Below are 13,781 nucleotides of genomic sequence, written 5' to 3'. Positions count from 1 at the left end.
TCGTCCCATCCCGGGGTCATTCACATGCACAGGCTACTGGATTCATGGGCGCCGAAAACCGGCACCGTGACCAGTACAGTTCCGACGTGTCCGCACGCGCCGTCCATTTCCTACGCGGGCCTTTCCCAAGGGCTGACCAACATTCTCAAGCTCATGGATGTCCTGCGGTCACGAGACTTTCCCGGGCCAGTACATTGGCAGGATGACCACGACGGCGCCGCAGCCGATATCTCGCTGCAAGGCACCTCGGTACGCGGGTCTCCCGCGGGCCCACGCGAGCTGATCCTGCCTTTTCGCGTTCACCTTGCGATTCCGACTCCCGACCTCGAATCGGTCAAGCAAGCCGTTTCAAAACGCGAGCGACCACGCTTCTCGTCGTCGTTCGACCAACAGCAATGGCGCGCGCGAATCACGACGGATGAGGCTGAAGTACGCCGTTTCTACTTTCGAATGCACTTGCCAACCATGGCCAAACGGCACGCTGACGCAGCGCGGACCGAGCCCTTGGCACTGGCGTTGCACATCGCCAGGCAAGGCGGGTTGTTTTTGTCCGAATCGTCCGCAGGCCCGGTAGCCGGATGCCTGTTTACCCAGTGTGGCGGCGTGTTCACCACACGACTGCTGGGCGTCGATGAAGGGGCTGATGAGCACTATGACAACGGCGCGTTCAAGAACCTCTATCACCTGATGCTCCAGCACTGCGCCAGGAGCAGCGCTATCCAGGCTATGGATCTTTTTGGAACCGAGGCCTTCATCGCCAAAGGCATATTCCAGTGGAAACGAAAACTAGGCGCACAGGTACGTCCGGCCCCCAACCATTTCCGGCACAAATTCCTGCGGCTGAAGGTCCACCGCGACAGCCCGGGGGTACGCCAATTCCTGCTGCACAATCCGATGCTGATCGATACGCCTACCGGCTTCGCTCCGGTGTATTTCACGGCAGGGGAGCAAGGCGCGGCGTGTGAATTCAGCGCCCGGATGGGTGGGTTGAATCCGCCACTGCATATTCCGATTGATGAATTCCTGTCCTCGGAGGGTGCTGTAAATCAATACGCCGAAAGGCCACGCGATACCTGAATTCAGGCGTCATGTCCCGCCCGTCGAAGGACGTTCGGGCAACGCTTCGCTTGCCATCGTCATTGCCAACAACACCCGCTTTCACGCGAGAAGGTCCTGATATGCCCCATACTCCGCGCCCCGCTACGCCCATCGAACTCACCCGCCGCATCCTGCAGTGTCACCTGGCCGATACTGGGATCCAGGCCCGGGAGTCCTGCTCGATTTCGCCGATAATCCTTGATCGTCGCGTCCACCACCAATTACAGAATGCGGCGGTGTCTCTGCTCAAGCTCTTGAAACGCGCCGCACTGTCAGTGGGTGATTGCACCCAGGCGAGACTCAACGCTTACGGCGCTACCGAGCAAGACTACCCATTGTTCAGCACCGACCTGCATTTCGAGGATCCATACAGTGATGTATTTGCCCGCCCTGACTTTGTCCTGACCACGTCCGGTCCCAAGGTACTAGAGTTCAACGTCAGTGGCGCCGTGGGTGGGGTGCCCGAGCTGGCGTGCCTCCAGGCCGGCCTCCAGGCCGCTTATGGTCGGCGAGAACCCATTCGTTTCAAGTGGAGCAGCCCCTATGACGACCGCGCCAGGGCCTTTCGCGAGATCGCCACGCGCACGGACCTGGAGGGCCGGGTTCTGGTAGTAGGGTCGGTACGCGACCTTGAATACACCAACAGCACCAAGGTTTTCGACCTGGAAGTCGAAGCCCTGCATCGCCAAGGCCTGGTCGCAGATTTCTGCGAACCGGAACACCTCGATAACATTCTCGAAGCGACCCACGGCGATAGCCACGCGGCGTTCCCGCTCAGCCTGCGCATGTTCACCATTCCTGAATGGGCCGAGCTCGGTATCGACCTATCCACCGTGCGGCGTTGGCTGGACGGTGGCTCACTGCTCCTCGGCCCACAGACCTCGGCGTTTCTGGCGAACAAAAAAACCCTTGCCTGGCTTTCCGAGGGCCTGCCTTGGATGACACGCCAGGACCGTGAAACAGTGGCGGAGTTTGTCCCTTGGTCGCGTTGCCTCACGGATCGCAATACGACCCTGCTTGGCGGCGCCGAAGGAGCGCTCTTACCTTTCTGTATCACGCATCAAGAGCGCCTGGTCCTGAAAGAGGCGATCGGCATGCAGGGGCGCCAGGTCACAGTCGGACGTGAGGTGTCGCAGGCGCAATGGCATGACTTGGTCACAACAGCGGCCGCGTCTGGAAACTCCATCGTGCAAGCGTACGTCGAACCGTGCCTGCAGCAGGTGTGGATGAGCCATGGGGCCCACGACGATCAGACGGAGCTGCTGAAGATGCGCCCCATCATCAGCTTCTTCGTGTTCGGCGGCCGTCCCGGCAGTGGCTGGGCACGGTTCCGACCCGACGACAGCTACGGTGTCGTCAGTTGCGAAGGGTTCGGAGCATTTGAAACCGCCATCGCCCCCGATTAAGGAGAAGCCATGACAACGCCCATTCACCCTATCGATCTGCACTCACCCGCTGAACGAGCCAGACATCTGCTCGGCGTCCTGAGGGACGCAGGCACCACCTCTCTGACGGGTACCCCGTGCGGAATTCTGGCGCCTTTGTGGCGCCAGGCACGCGACAAAAACAGTAATCTTTCCCTGGTTACAGTGTCCCGCGAGGATACAGCGCTCGCTTTCGCTGCCGGTGAGGCACTCGCTGGCGGCCATCCGGCCGTGCTTATGCAGAATTCCGGGTTCGGGAACTGCGTCAACGTCATGGCCTCGCTCATATGTCCTTATGACCTCCACGTGACCTTGGTCATAAGCCTCAGGGGAACCGGCAACGACACGACACCCGAGAACAGCGCCATGGGTGCGACAACCGCGTCGATTCTTTCTCATTGGGGCGTCGCGACGACCCTCCTGGCAGCTCCCGAAGACCTGCTTATTCCACGAAATCTCGCCAGGAACGGCCCCAGTGCCGTGCTGATCGCTCCCGAGTATTTTGGATGGTGCCCATGAACAAGACAGAACTCATCGCCGAAATAGTCACTCGCTTCGAGGGACATCCGATCATTTTCACAACCGGGTACGCGTCGCGCATTGCGTTCGCTTTGCGACCCGCCTCCACCAATCACTTCTACATGGTGGGGAGCATGGGGATGGCCTCCGCCATCGGCCGTGGCGTAGTGAGGGGGTTGGGGAGCGGCTCTAGACATCCGGTGATCGTCGATGGCGACGGTGCAATGCTCATGGGGCTCCATTGCCTGCTGCTTGAGCAGGAAACCGCCAGCGCCATCCTGCACATCGTCGCCAACGATTCCAGTTACGCCTCCACGGGAGGCCAGGATATCCCGCCCAGCGTTGACTCCATCTGCGACCTGGCCAGGGCCGCCGGGTATGGCTTTGTAACAGAGCTGAAAACGTCAGCGACGACGTTCGCCGAAGCGCTTCCCGTCGCGGCAGCGGCTATTTCGGGCGGCAGCAGTGCCCTACTTAATTGTCGTGTGCAGCCTGGTCCCGATCCCGTGGGCCGTATAGGCTTGTCGCTTCCGGACATCGCCAGGCAGTTCCAAGCCTTCGTCAAGGACGGCTCTGCACGAGAGACTTCGACGGCGCGATCATGAACAGGGAGTGAGTAGTTGATGTCAGCAGGATACCTTTCGCTGCTGCGCGAACGTCAGTTCGGCAGCTTGTTCGCCACGCAAGTTACCAATGTGCTGGCCACCTCCATATCCGGCCTTTACCTGGGCACCGTAGTCGACGCCGCGACCGGGTCAACATTTCTTACATCCTTTGCGATGTTTGCGCCGTCGCTGGCCAGCCTTTTGGGTGCGGCGAGCCTGATGTCGCTGGCCGACACCTCCTCGCCTCGTGCGCTGATGACCGCCCTGCAGCTCCTCAGCGCGATCTGCATGGGCGCCCAGGCCTTGCCACTGCCCTTGTGGATGCGGTTTGTGCTCCTGATCTTCAGTGGGCTGCTCGCGGCGATCAGCAGTGGGTTGCAACTAGGCCTGGTCGTGACCAGCGTCGGACGTGACAACTATGCCATGGCTCGCAGTCTTCTGAACCTGACGAACGGGGCAATGCAGATCTGTGGCTTCGCCTTCGCAGGGGCGCTTATCCAGTTCGTGGATCCCTCGCCCATGTTCGTGGCTCTGGGAATACTCATGGCTCTGGGTGCCTGCGTGGTGCTGTGGGGGATACCGCCCACGCCCCGCCCAGGCATTGAACCAGGCATTGTACGTCGATCAACCGGGTTCGCTGCCACCCAGGCGGTTAACAAGTGGGCGCTACGCCACCCCAACGTCAGGGTCTTGCTGCTGGCGCTGTGGGTACCCAACGGAATCGTGGTCGGTGCCGAAAGCTTGTTTATCCCCTACGCTCACGACAATGCCGGCTATCTACTGGCGGCAGGAGCGGTTGGCATGCTGTTCGGTGATCTGATGGTTGGCCGGTGGATGCGCTCCGACACCCGCAGCAGGATCAACCTTTACCAGCGAGTGTTGCTGGCAGCACCCTACCTGATATTTTTCATCGAGTTGCCTTGGATGGTAGCCGCGCTGCTGGTCTTGCTCGCCAGCCTCGGGTTTTCTGCGTCGCTGGGGCTTCAAGAACGCCTGGTGGCCCACATTCCCCAGGATCGTATCGGACAGGTCCAGGGGCTGGAGTCCTCCGGCCGGCTGGCGGCCCAGGGCATTTTTGCCTTGGCAGCGGGCGGCACGGCCGAACTCCTCGGAGCCGGCTACACCATTACGCTATTCGGTGCCCTATCGCTGCTGGTGACCGCATCCTTGATGCCTCGTTTGGCACGCGTGAACACCCTGCAGGAAGCTGGACCACCGACAACACGTGCCGCGCAGGAGTCTTAGTTACCTTGGGCAAAATCCCTCAAGACCTTGCCGTCCATCCGATAGCGCACCCACTCTTCCTGTGGCTGCGCGCCGAGGGATTTGTAGAACTCGATCGCCGGGGTGTTCCAGTCCAGGACACTCCATTCGAAACGACCGCAATCGTTGTCGCAGGCGATCTTTGCCAGGTGCCGCAACAACGTCTTGCCCGCCCCGCCGCCGCGTTGATCCGGCGTGATGTACAGGTCTTCAAGGTACAGGCAGTTGCTGCCCAGCCAGGTGGAATAGCTGAAGAAGAACACCGCAAACCCGATCGGCACGCCATCGCGCAGGCAGATCAAGCCATGGGCGGTCGCGCCCTCACTGAACAGACTGCGCTCGATGTCGGCCACACTGGCGATGACTTCGTGACGAGCCTTTTCGTAATCGGCCAATTCGGTGATGAAAGCAAGGATTTGCGGCGCATCGCTGGGTTGCGCGGGACGGATCTCGATCGACATGAACAGGCCTTGTAGCCAATTGAAAGCGCCATACTAAGCCGCTAACAGCCGCTCGTCACATATGAAAACAATCTCGCGCCCCGAGTCATCGGACGCGTGCATCCGAGAAACTGTCATGTTCGCTGCCGACTTCGCTCCATTGCAGGCCCTAGCCACTCAACTGCTGCCCCATGCGCTGGAACCTTCCGGGGACGGCGCTCACGATCTGTCGCATTTGCAACGGGTCTGGAGCAACGTTCGCGCACTTGAGCGCCATGAGGGCGGCGATATGGCCATCCTCCTCGCGGCAACATTGCTGCACGACTGTGTGGCAGTGGAAAAGAATTCGCCGTTGCGCGACCAGGCATCTCGCCTGGCGGCGGACAAAGCAGCGACGCTGTTGTCGACACTCGACTGGCCCGGCGAAAAAATCAGCGCCGTTGCCCATGCCATTGAAGCTCACAGCTTTTCAGCCAATATTGCTGCAGTCACGCTGGAAGCAAAAATCCTCCAGGATGCTGATCGCCTCGACTCACTGGGCTTGCTCGGCGTTGCGCGAACGTTTTATGTCGCCGGACGCATGGGCAGTGTGCTCTATGACCCTCAGGACCCCTTGGCCATCGCCAGGGATTATGACGACAAGCGTTACTGCCTCGATCACTTCCAGACCAAATTGCTGCACCTGTGCGATGGCTTCCAGACCGCTACGGGGCAACGTATGGCGCTGATCCGCCACGAGCGACTCAAAGACTTCCTCAGGCAGTTCATGGAGGAAGCCGGCCTGAGCGATTAGACCATTCGTCGCCGCCAAGGCACCACGCGGCTCGGGCGCAGCCCAAGATCAGGCAAGCATTCAAAAAATGGAGGCGACACCATGATCACTTCAAGGCTGACTGTATTCACTCTTGCCACGCTGCTGTCTTCGATGGCTTTTGCCGCGACCACCTCGGGCACCGGCCCGACCGACCCGGTGCAGGCACCCAACTCGCCGGCCACCCAAGGCTTGCCCAAGCTGAACACTGACGGTACCGGCGGCACGTTGAACAATGGCCAGCCACCCGCTACCGGCACCGATCCGCGAGTGCAGGGCAATGACATGGGGCGTCAGGGTGTGACCACGCCGGACTCCACCGCTCCTGATAACGCCGAGACAGGCGTGGGTTCCAAGACCACCACCGGTGGTTCGGGCTCTGAAGGCGGTGGCGCCAGCCAGTAGCCCTCTGCTCACACACAAGAGGAGGAAGATCCCATGCCTCGTGGAAGCAAAGACAAATACACCGCCGAGCAAAAGCGCAAGGCCGAACACATCGAAGAAAGCTACGAGAAGAAGGGCTTGTCCGAAGACAAGGCCGAGGCACGCGCGTGGGCAACGGTGAACAAGCAGTCGGGCGGCGGCGAACGCCCCGGCGGTTCGGGGAAAGAGAAACCGGCCGCTGAGAAGAACACTGATCGCAAGGAATCCGCCCGGCGCGCTGCCAAGACCCGTGAAGGCCATCCGCGCAGCGGCAAGGCCTCCCATGCGACGCAGACGGTGGACAACCTGATGAAGGAAGCCCGAGCGAAAAACATTCCAGGGCGTTCGAAGATGCGTAAGCAGGAACTGGTCGAGGCGCTGCGCAAGGCTGGGTGATATTGGCGCCTGACACATCGCTATCGCGAGCAGGCTCGCTCCCACAGTGGATTGGCGGTGTATCCAGCCCCGCGACCTACACACAACCTGTGGAAGCGAGCCTTGCTCGCGATAGCGGCGTGTCAGGCAACAACGATGTCGAATGTACCGCCGCCTTCGCGGGCAAGCCCGCTCCCACAATGGATGGCGGTGTATTCAACCCTGCTGACCTACACAAAACCCTGTGGGAGCGAGCCTGCTCGCGATAGCGGCGTGTCAGGCAAGAAGCTGTCGAATGTACCGCCGCCTTCGCGGGCAAGCCCGCTCCCACAGGAGATCGGCGATGTGCGCCGATCCATTGTGGCAAGGCTCAGCGCTGTTTCAAGCGGTCGATCACCACTGCCAGCAGCAGGATTGAGCCGCGGATGACGTATTGGTAGAAGGTGTCGATGTTTTTCAGGTTCATCGCATTCTCGATGATCGCCAGAATCAGCACGCCGGCGATGACGTGGCGAATCATGCCGATACCACCGCTCAACGAAACCCCGCCCAGTACGCACGCCGAGATCACGGTCAGTTCAAACCCCTGGCCGATCATCGGTTGGCCCGAGGTCATGCGCGAGGCCAGGATCACCCCCGCCAGGGCGCCGATCACGCCGTGCACGGCGAAAATGATGATCTTGGTGCGATCAACGTTCACCCCCGCCAGCAGCGCCGCTTCCTGATTGCCGCCGATGGCCATGGTGTTGCGCCCATAGGTGGTGTAGTTCAGCAGCCAGCCGAAGAACAGGAAGCACACGATGGTGATCAGGATCGGGACCGGCACACCGAACAACTGGCCGTTGCCATAGACGAAGAACGCTTCCTGGGAAACGCCAACCGCTTTGCCGTTGGCGAAGATATAGGCCAGGCCGCGGACAATCTGCATGGTAGCCAACGTGGTGATCAGCGCATTGACCCGCAGCTTGGCGATCACGATGCCGTTGATCAGACCGACGATCAGCCCCATCACCAGCGCCGCACTGATGCCAAGGAACACGCTGTTGGTGTCGCGCATCACCACCGCCGCGACCACGCCGGCGCAGGCGATCACCGAGCCGACCGACAGGTCGAAGTGCCCGGAGGCCAGGCAGTACAACATGGTGCAAGCCGCAATGCCTGTGGTGGAAATCGCCAGGCCAAGGCCGCGCATGTTCAGTGGCGACAGGAAGTTATCGATCATCAGCGTGCACAGCACGAAGACCCCGATGGCCGCCAGCAACATCGCCCAGTCGTCGAGGAAACGACGCATATCCAGGGGTTTGCGTGCCGTTGGCAGTGCATTGTTTTGAATGGTCATGTTTACCTCTCAGTTCGCCGCGTCGGCAACGCGTTGGCGTGGCAGCGCCAGTTGCAGCAGGTTGGATTCATTGGCTTGGTCACGCGGCAGTTCGCCGCGCAGGGTCCCTTCGCAGAGCACTAGGATCCGGTCGGAAATGCCCATCACTTCCATCAGGTCGCTGGACACCACAATCACCGCGATGCCGTCCGCCGCCAGGTTGTGGATAATCTGGTAGATCTCGGCCTTGGCGCCGATGTCGATGCCGCGGGTCGGCTCGTCCAGCAGCAAGACCTTCATCGGCATCGACAGCCAGCGACCGAGGATCGCCTTCTGCTGGTTGCCGCCGGACAGGTACATGATTTTCTGCCCCGCCGTCGGGGTCTTCACTTTCAGCGCCTTGATCTGTTTCTCGGCGTTGCCTCGCTCCCACTCGCCGCGCAACAGGCAACCCAGTGTGGAATGGCTGCTGCGGGCGCTGATATTGATGTTCTCGCCCACACTCGCCAGCGGCATGATGCCTTCTTTCTTACGGTCTTCCGGGCAGAGCAGCACGCCGGCGCCGATGGCATCGCGGGGTGAGCGCAGCTTCAGTTCCCTTCCGTGCAGCACCAGCCGCCCTTCCGTCTGGCGTTCCAGGCCACTGAGCATGCGCAGCAGCTCGGTCCGACCGGCCCCCACCAACCCGAACAACCCAAGGACTTCCCCCTTGTGCACCTGGAAACTCACCGGCTCGCGCAGGCCCGGCCCCAGCAGGCGCTCGACTTGCAGCGCCACTTCACCGCGCTCACGAGTCCGATAGTCGTAGATGTCCTGGATATCGCGACCGACCATGCAGGTCACCAGTTGGTCATGGGTCAGCTCGCTCATGTTCTCGAACGTGCGCACGTAGCGGCCATCCTTGAACACCGTCACCGCATTGCAGATCCGAAACACCTCTTCCATACGGTGGCTGACGTAGAGCACCACTTTGCCCTCGTCCCGCAGGCGGGCGATGATTGCCATCAGACGGTCGATTTCCCGCGCCGAAAGGCTGCTGGTGGGCTCATCGAAAGCGATGACGTGGGCGCCGCGGGACAGCGCCTTGGCGATTTCCACCAGTTGGCGCTGGCCGAGGGACAGACGACCGACTTTTTCCTGGGGGTCGATTTCGTCCGCCAGGCCTTTGAGCAGTTTCAACGCCTGCTGACGCAGCAGCCCGCGATTGACCAGGCCGAACCGCGCCGGCAAATGGCCAAGGAACAGGTTCTCCGCGACGGTCATTTCCGGCACCAGGTGTAGTTCCTGGTGGATCACCGCCACGCCGCTGGCGATGCTGTCGGCGGTGGATTTGAAGGCCATCGTCTGCTCGCCGATCTGCAGCTCGCCGCTGCTCGGGATGTAGGCACCGCCAAGAATCTTCAATAACGTGGACTTGCCCGCGCCGTTCTCGCCCATCAGGGCATGGACCTGCCCCGGATGCGCAACGAAACTGATATTGGCCAGCGCCTGCACGCCGGGAAAGGTCTTGCCGATCCCGTTGAAACGCAGGCTGCCGCCGATGCTTTGTTGTTGTGTCGCTGTTTGCGCTTGCATAACCACCTCGAACTTACAGAGATCAAGCGGCCCTGTTGCCAAGGCCGCTTTGAATCAACCCGCCGTCAATTCCACAGGCCGATCTTTTCCAACTCTTGCTTGAAGTTCTCCCGGGTGATCAGCGTCACCTCGTCCATGGCGGTGTATTTCGGTGGTTCCTTACCCGTGGTGACCCACTCGTACATCATCTCGGCTGTCTTGTAGCCTTCGATGTGCGGGCTTGGCAGCATCGAACCGAAGAAGCCGCTGTCAGGTTTCTTCAACTCGCCGATTGCGTCGGTGCCGTTGATACCGATACCGATTACATTAGCCGCCTTGAAGCCGGCGCTTTCGGTGGCGCGCACACCGCCCAGCACCGTGTTGTCGTTCATGCCGCCGATGATCAGGTTCTTCGCGCCGCTGGGCAGTTTGACTAGCGCGGAGTTGGTGGAGTCCATGCTGCCCGGTACGTCGAGAGTCTTGAGGGCCGAGTAGAGGATGTGATCCTCCGGGAAACCGGCTTTTTTCAGCGCGTCGACCGAACCGTCGGTGCGTTTCTTGCCGGTGTCCAGCTCGTTGAAGGTGTTGATCACCGCGTAGGTCTCTTTCCAGTCCCAGCCGCGTTTTTTCGCTTCGGCGGCCATGGCGGCGCCCTGCTTCTGGCCCACTTCGAACGCGGCCATGCCCAGGTACGGGACGTCCTCCATGAACTTGCCACTGGCGTCGACGAAACGGTCGTCGACGGCGATGACTTTCAAGTCATTGAGTTTGGCCTTGGCCATGATGGCCGGGCCGAGCGACACGTCCGGCGGGCAGATCACAAAGCCCTTGGCGCCGTTGGCGGCGAGGCTGTCGATGGCCGAGAGGGTTTTCTCACCATCGGGCACGGCGATCTTGATCACCTTGAAGCCCTTGTCCTTGCCCGCCTTCTCGGCGAACGCCCATTCGGTCTGGAACCAGGGCTCCTCGGCCTGCTTGACCAGAAAACCGATTTTCACTTCTTCAGCCGCCAGCAGGTTGCAGCTCAGGCTGACCGCGGTTACCGCCAGGGCGGCGCGACACAGGGAACGGATCCCACGACGATGCTTCATAGTTGACTCCTTGTTTTTTTTATTGAAAGCCAAAACGTCCAGGATTCTGCTCCACCTAGGGTGGACTCACGCAGGCTGGGCGGTACAACAAGTTGCTACAGCATAGGGCTAAATAGTCATATCGTATGATGATTGAATGACAGGCGAAGTTTCCCGCTGCCACTCAAGAATATTCAGTCGTGATACATGACCGAACGTCCACCATCGATGGTGATGCATGAGGCGTTGATAAACGGTGCTTCATCGCTGGCCAGGAATATGGCCGTCATTGCCACTTCGATCGGCTGGCCGATTCGCCGTGGCGGGTGCAGGTCCAACGCACGCTGGCGTTCGGCATGGGGATCGGCAAAGCCGTTCCAGTAGTCGACGTTCAGTTGGGTTTCGATATAGCCCGGTGCAATGGCGTTGACGCGAATCCCTTTGGCGGCATATTCGATGCCCAGGGCACGCGTCAGGCCGAGCAAGCCATGCTTGGCTACCGGGTATGGGAAACAGCCGGGAATGATGTGGGACGAATGGGTCGATGCAATGTTGATGATGCTGCCCACGCCCTGCTCGATCATCTGCGGCAATACCGCCTTGCAACCGTACCAGGCGCCATCCAGGTCGATAGCGAAGCAGCGGCGCCAGTCGTCTTCAGTCATCAGCAGCGGGTCACGGAAGACGTTGACCCCGGCACAGTTGACCAACACGTCGATGCGCCCGTGCCGCTCGACGGCAAGCCGGGCCATGGCCACCAGGTCCTGCTGCTTCGACACATCGGCCCTCAGCGCCTGCACATCCGCACCACGCTCGCGCCAGTGGGCGGCCACTTGCTCGACTTTGTCAGCCTGGATGTCACTGATGACCAGTCGCGCCTGCTGCGAAGCGAACGCAGCGACAATCGCCTCGCCAATACCTTGGGCGGCACCGGTCAGCAACACCACCTTGTTTTTCAGGCGCTCGCCCTTGGGTGGCTCTGGCACTGGCGGCAGGGACAGTGGCTCAGCCATGGACCACGTCCCCAACGTACAGGCACGACAAAAGCCGGGCACCCGAGGATGACCGGCTCAACGCAAGCTTGAACAACATGGGTTCACGTACACCGCCAGAGCGCACGGAGGGAGATCGTTGCATCGCTTCACCTGTTTTGTTTTTTTAGTGTGAGTGCGTATTGCTGATGGAGCCGACTATAAACCCGGCCACCGGATAATCTCAATATATATATTTACATCCCATATTATGGGATTCAGCCTGCAAACCGGGTACAGGCCACGCCTGGAACATCGACTTGCATCGACAGCAGCGCTCCGTCCAGCGGATGGCCCAACGGGCTCGCCGCACTGGTGATGTACAGTGTCTTGAGGTCCGGTCCACCGAACACGCAACTGGTGGGACGACTGACCGGCAGTTCGATTACCTGATCAACGTGACCGTCCGGGTGCAGCCGCAGCAGGCAACTGCCGTCCCAACGAGCGTTCCAGATATAACCCCGGGCATCCATCGCCGAACCGTCCGGCCCGCCACGGGAATGCGGGCCAAACCAGACCTCGGCAGGCGCCAGGTTGCCTTCAGGGTAGATGAAGTGCCGGTACAACGTGCCATCGAGGCTGTCGCCGAAGTACACCGTGGTGCCGTCAGGGCTCCACAGCAAGGTGTTCGGGATCCCCAACCCGCGCAGCAGCGGCATCACACGACCATCAGCAGCGACGCGAAACAGTCCGCCGGAACGTTGCTCGATGGGCAAGTCTTCGCCGTTTTCACCAATATTGTTCTGCATCGTGCCGAGCCAGAGTTGGCCCAGGGCATCGCAGCGAGCCTCGTTGGGCCGATTGCCTGGCTGGGGATCGGCCATGCACAGCAGCGTCAGCCTGGGCTCCAGGCCCGGCGAATCCAGGTCCAGCCGATAGACGCCACTGCTCAGGGTTACCAACGCGTCGCCACTTTGGGTGGGTATAAAGGCCGACACATGCTCGGGCATCTGCCAGATCTGCACATTGGCACCGATCAGCCGCAGCGCCTGCTTGCCGGCGATATCGACCCAGTACAGCGCCTGGGTCGGCTCATCCCAGAACGGCCCCTCGCCCAGTTGCGCCCGGTGTTCCGTCACTGCCGTCCACTTCATTGAAATCTCCCATTCCCGGTGTGCCTGGCGGTGTCGGTTCGACCGGCCATGACATTGGGGTAAAAACGTTTGATCGCCATGTCGGCGTTATCGATCAGGGTCATGCAGGCCCAGACACCTCGCGTGGCATCGCGAGCGGCAATGGCTTCAGCGATATCCTTGTGGATGGGCAAGGTGCGGCGCAGTTCATCGGGGTCGGCCGCCGAGACCTCGAACGACACCGCCAGCAAGGCCCCCAGGGCCGGGACCATCTGTTCGATGAATTGATTATGGCTCGCGGCGAGGATGCACTCGTGGAAAAACTGGTCGGCGCGGTTGTAATCGGCACCGCTGTCCACCGCCCTCTCCAGCGCATGGTAGGCCAGGCGGATCGCTTGCACCTGCTCGCTGGTGGCCCGTTCGCAAGCCCAGCGCACCGCCATCGGCTCGATGGTCCGGCGCAAGTCCAGCAGATCGTCGACGAAGTTTTCCGGCAGGCCGCTGCGTGACAGCCACCCCACCACTTGCGGGTCGAACAGGTTCCAGCGCCGCACCGGCAGGACCCGGGTGCCAACTTTCGGCCCGACCTCCAGCATGCCCTTGGCCACCAGGGTCTTGATCGCCTCGCGGATCACCGTGCGGCTGACCCCCAGTTGCTCGCCGAGGTCCGCTTCAACCTTGATGGCCTGCCCAGGCTTGACCTGGCCGGCCGCTATCCAGCCACCCAGCCAATCGACGGTCGATGCGTGAAAACTGCTGGACATGGAAACCCCGCGG

General features: G+C 61.0%; 15 protein-coding genes. 8 read left to right on the top strand and 7 right to left on the bottom strand.

The genetic code is table 11. The features are described from left to right. Positions 1 to 24 precede the first annotated feature (24 nt). The 5 genes from ACLEJR_RS13470 to ACLEJR_RS13450 all read left to right on the top strand — a co-directional run bounded on the left by ACLEJR_RS13470 (position 25) and on the right by ACLEJR_RS13450 (position 4,891). Positions 25 to 1,077 carry a hypothetical protein gene (locus ACLEJR_RS13470; RefSeq protein WP_440814508.1) on the top strand — a complete coding sequence of 351 codons (1,053 nt, stop codon included), beginning with the start codon at positions 25 to 27 and terminating at the stop codon, positions 1,075 to 1,077. Positions 1,078 to 1,178: 101 nt separating this feature from the next. Continuing rightward, positions 1,179 to 2,504, top strand: coding sequence for a hypothetical protein (locus ACLEJR_RS13465; RefSeq protein WP_440814506.1), 1,326 nt, complete (start codon positions 1,179 to 1,181; stop codon positions 2,502 to 2,504). Between the two features lie 9 nt (positions 2,505 to 2,513). After that, positions 2,514 to 3,041 (top strand): thiamine pyrophosphate-binding protein, encoded by a 528-nt coding sequence (locus ACLEJR_RS13460; protein WP_440814503.1) that lies wholly within the window; start codon positions 2,514 to 2,516, stop codon positions 3,039 to 3,041. Then, positions 3,038 to 3,646, top strand: coding sequence for a thiamine pyrophosphate-dependent enzyme (locus ACLEJR_RS13455; RefSeq protein WP_440794145.1), 609 nt, complete (start codon positions 3,038 to 3,040; stop codon positions 3,644 to 3,646). The genes ACLEJR_RS13460 and ACLEJR_RS13455 overlap by 4 nt, the downstream gene beginning before the upstream one ends. 18 nt (positions 3,647 to 3,664) lie before the next feature. Beyond that, entirely contained in the window at positions 3,665 to 4,891 is a 1,227-nt protein-coding gene (locus ACLEJR_RS13450) for an MFS transporter (protein ID WP_440814500.1), read from the top strand. Here ACLEJR_RS13450 and ACLEJR_RS13445 read toward each other — a convergent pair. Continuing rightward, positions 4,888 to 5,370 carry an N-acetyltransferase family protein gene (locus tag ACLEJR_RS13445; RefSeq protein ID WP_440794149.1) on the bottom strand — a complete coding sequence of 161 codons (483 nt, stop codon included), beginning with the start codon at positions 5,368 to 5,370 and terminating at the stop codon, positions 4,888 to 4,890. The genes ACLEJR_RS13450 and ACLEJR_RS13445 overlap by 4 nt on opposite strands. A gap of 115 nt (positions 5,371 to 5,485) precedes the next feature. Here ACLEJR_RS13445 and ACLEJR_RS13440 point away from each other — a divergent pair, with 115 nt between their 5' ends. From ACLEJR_RS13440 to ACLEJR_RS13430, 3 genes are all read left to right on the top strand, one after another. After that, on the top strand, positions 5,486 to 6,142 hold the full coding sequence (locus ACLEJR_RS13440) for an HD domain-containing protein (RefSeq protein WP_440814499.1): 657 nt from the start codon (positions 5,486 to 5,488) through the stop codon (positions 6,140 to 6,142). Between the two features lie 81 nt (positions 6,143 to 6,223). Next, a complete protein-coding gene (locus tag ACLEJR_RS13435) occupies positions 6,224 to 6,565 on the top strand; it encodes a hypothetical protein (protein ID WP_440814498.1) in 342 nt (113 codons plus the stop codon). 33 nt (positions 6,566 to 6,598) lie between these two features. Then, on the top strand, positions 6,599 to 6,979 hold the full coding sequence (locus ACLEJR_RS13430; RefSeq protein ID WP_440814495.1) for a Rho termination factor N-terminal domain-containing protein: 381 nt from the start codon (positions 6,599 to 6,601) through the stop codon (positions 6,977 to 6,979). A 349-nt stretch (positions 6,980 to 7,328) separates the two neighbouring features. Here ACLEJR_RS13430 and araH read toward each other — a convergent pair whose 3' ends face one another. From araH to ACLEJR_RS13400, 6 genes are all read right to left on the bottom strand, one after another. Then, positions 7,329 to 8,297, bottom strand: coding sequence for an L-arabinose ABC transporter permease AraH (gene araH, locus ACLEJR_RS13425; protein ID WP_440814493.1), 969 nt, complete (start codon positions 8,295 to 8,297; stop codon positions 7,329 to 7,331). A gap of 9 nt (positions 8,298 to 8,306) precedes the next feature. Further along, on the bottom strand, positions 8,307 to 9,851 hold the full coding sequence (gene araG / locus ACLEJR_RS13420) for an L-arabinose ABC transporter ATP-binding protein AraG (RefSeq protein ID WP_440814491.1): 1,545 nt from the start codon (positions 9,849 to 9,851) through the stop codon (positions 8,307 to 8,309). A gap of 65 nt (positions 9,852 to 9,916) precedes the next feature. Beyond that, a complete protein-coding gene (locus tag ACLEJR_RS13415) occupies positions 9,917 to 10,921 on the bottom strand; it encodes a substrate-binding domain-containing protein (RefSeq protein WP_440794159.1) in 1,005 nt (334 codons plus the stop codon). A 173-nt stretch (positions 10,922 to 11,094) separates the two neighbouring features. After that, complete coding sequence (locus ACLEJR_RS13410) at positions 11,095 to 11,913, bottom strand: SDR family oxidoreductase (RefSeq protein ID WP_440814488.1); 819 nt, start codon at positions 11,911 to 11,913, stop codon at positions 11,095 to 11,097. Between the two features lie 236 nt (positions 11,914 to 12,149). Further along, positions 12,150 to 13,025 carry an SMP-30/gluconolactonase/LRE family protein gene (locus tag ACLEJR_RS13405; protein WP_440794163.1) on the bottom strand — a complete coding sequence of 292 codons (876 nt, stop codon included), beginning with the start codon at positions 13,023 to 13,025 and terminating at the stop codon, positions 12,150 to 12,152. After that, a complete protein-coding gene (locus ACLEJR_RS13400; protein WP_440814487.1) occupies positions 13,022 to 13,768 on the bottom strand; it encodes a FadR/GntR family transcriptional regulator in 747 nt (248 codons plus the stop codon). Before ACLEJR_RS13400 ends, ACLEJR_RS13405 begins: the two co-directional genes overlap by 4 nt. Positions 13,769 to 13,781: the final 13 nt, after the last annotated feature.

Source organism: Pseudomonas sp. SMN5, assembly GCF_052041925.1.
In the GTDB taxonomy this organism is placed as follows: Bacteria; Pseudomonadota; Gammaproteobacteria; order Pseudomonadales; family Pseudomonadaceae; genus Aquipseudomonas.
The sequence above is the reverse complement of the archived record's forward strand: the minus strand, read 5'-3'. Positions and strand labels throughout refer to the sequence as shown.

Excerpts from the sequence above, each read along its gene's own strand:
- ACLEJR_RS13470 (WP_440814508.1), top strand. The coding sequence starts at position 25 with ATGCACAGGCTACTGGATTCATGGGCGCCGAAAACCGGCACCGTGACC.
- ACLEJR_RS13465 (WP_440814506.1), top strand. The coding sequence starts at position 1,179 with ATGCCCCATACTCCGCGCCCCGCTACGCCCATCGAACTCACCCGCCGC.
- ACLEJR_RS13460 (WP_440814503.1), top strand. The coding sequence starts at position 2,514 with ATGACAACGCCCATTCACCCTATCGATCTGCACTCACCCGCTGAACGA.
- ACLEJR_RS13455 (WP_440794145.1), top strand. The coding sequence starts at position 3,038 with ATGAACAAGACAGAACTCATCGCCGAAATAGTCACTCGCTTCGAGGGA.
- ACLEJR_RS13450 (WP_440814500.1), top strand. The coding sequence starts at position 3,665 with ATGTCAGCAGGATACCTTTCGCTGCTGCGCGAACGTCAGTTCGGCAGC.
- ACLEJR_RS13445 (WP_440794149.1), bottom strand. The coding sequence starts at position 5,370 with ATGTCGATCGAGATCCGTCCCGCGCAACCCAGCGATGCGCCGCAAATC.
- ACLEJR_RS13440 (WP_440814499.1), top strand. The coding sequence starts at position 5,486 with ATGTTCGCTGCCGACTTCGCTCCATTGCAGGCCCTAGCCACTCAACTG.
- ACLEJR_RS13435 (WP_440814498.1), top strand. The coding sequence starts at position 6,224 with ATGATCACTTCAAGGCTGACTGTATTCACTCTTGCCACGCTGCTGTCT.
- ACLEJR_RS13430 (WP_440814495.1), top strand. The coding sequence starts at position 6,599 with ATGCCTCGTGGAAGCAAAGACAAATACACCGCCGAGCAAAAGCGCAAG.
- araH (WP_440814493.1), bottom strand. The coding sequence starts at position 8,297 with ATGACCATTCAAAACAATGCACTGCCAACGGCACGCAAACCCCTGGAT.
- araG (WP_440814491.1), bottom strand. The coding sequence starts at position 9,851 with ATGCAAGCGCAAACAGCGACACAACAACAAAGCATCGGCGGCAGCCTG.
- ACLEJR_RS13415 (WP_440794159.1), bottom strand. The coding sequence starts at position 10,921 with ATGAAGCATCGTCGTGGGATCCGTTCCCTGTGTCGCGCCGCCCTGGCG.
- ACLEJR_RS13410 (WP_440814488.1), bottom strand. The coding sequence starts at position 11,913 with ATGGCTGAGCCACTGTCCCTGCCGCCAGTGCCAGAGCCACCCAAGGGC.
- ACLEJR_RS13405 (WP_440794163.1), bottom strand. The coding sequence starts at position 13,025 with ATGAAGTGGACGGCAGTGACGGAACACCGGGCGCAACTGGGCGAGGGG.
- ACLEJR_RS13400 (WP_440814487.1), bottom strand. The coding sequence starts at position 13,768 with ATGTCCAGCAGTTTTCACGCATCGACCGTCGATTGGCTGGGTGGCTGG.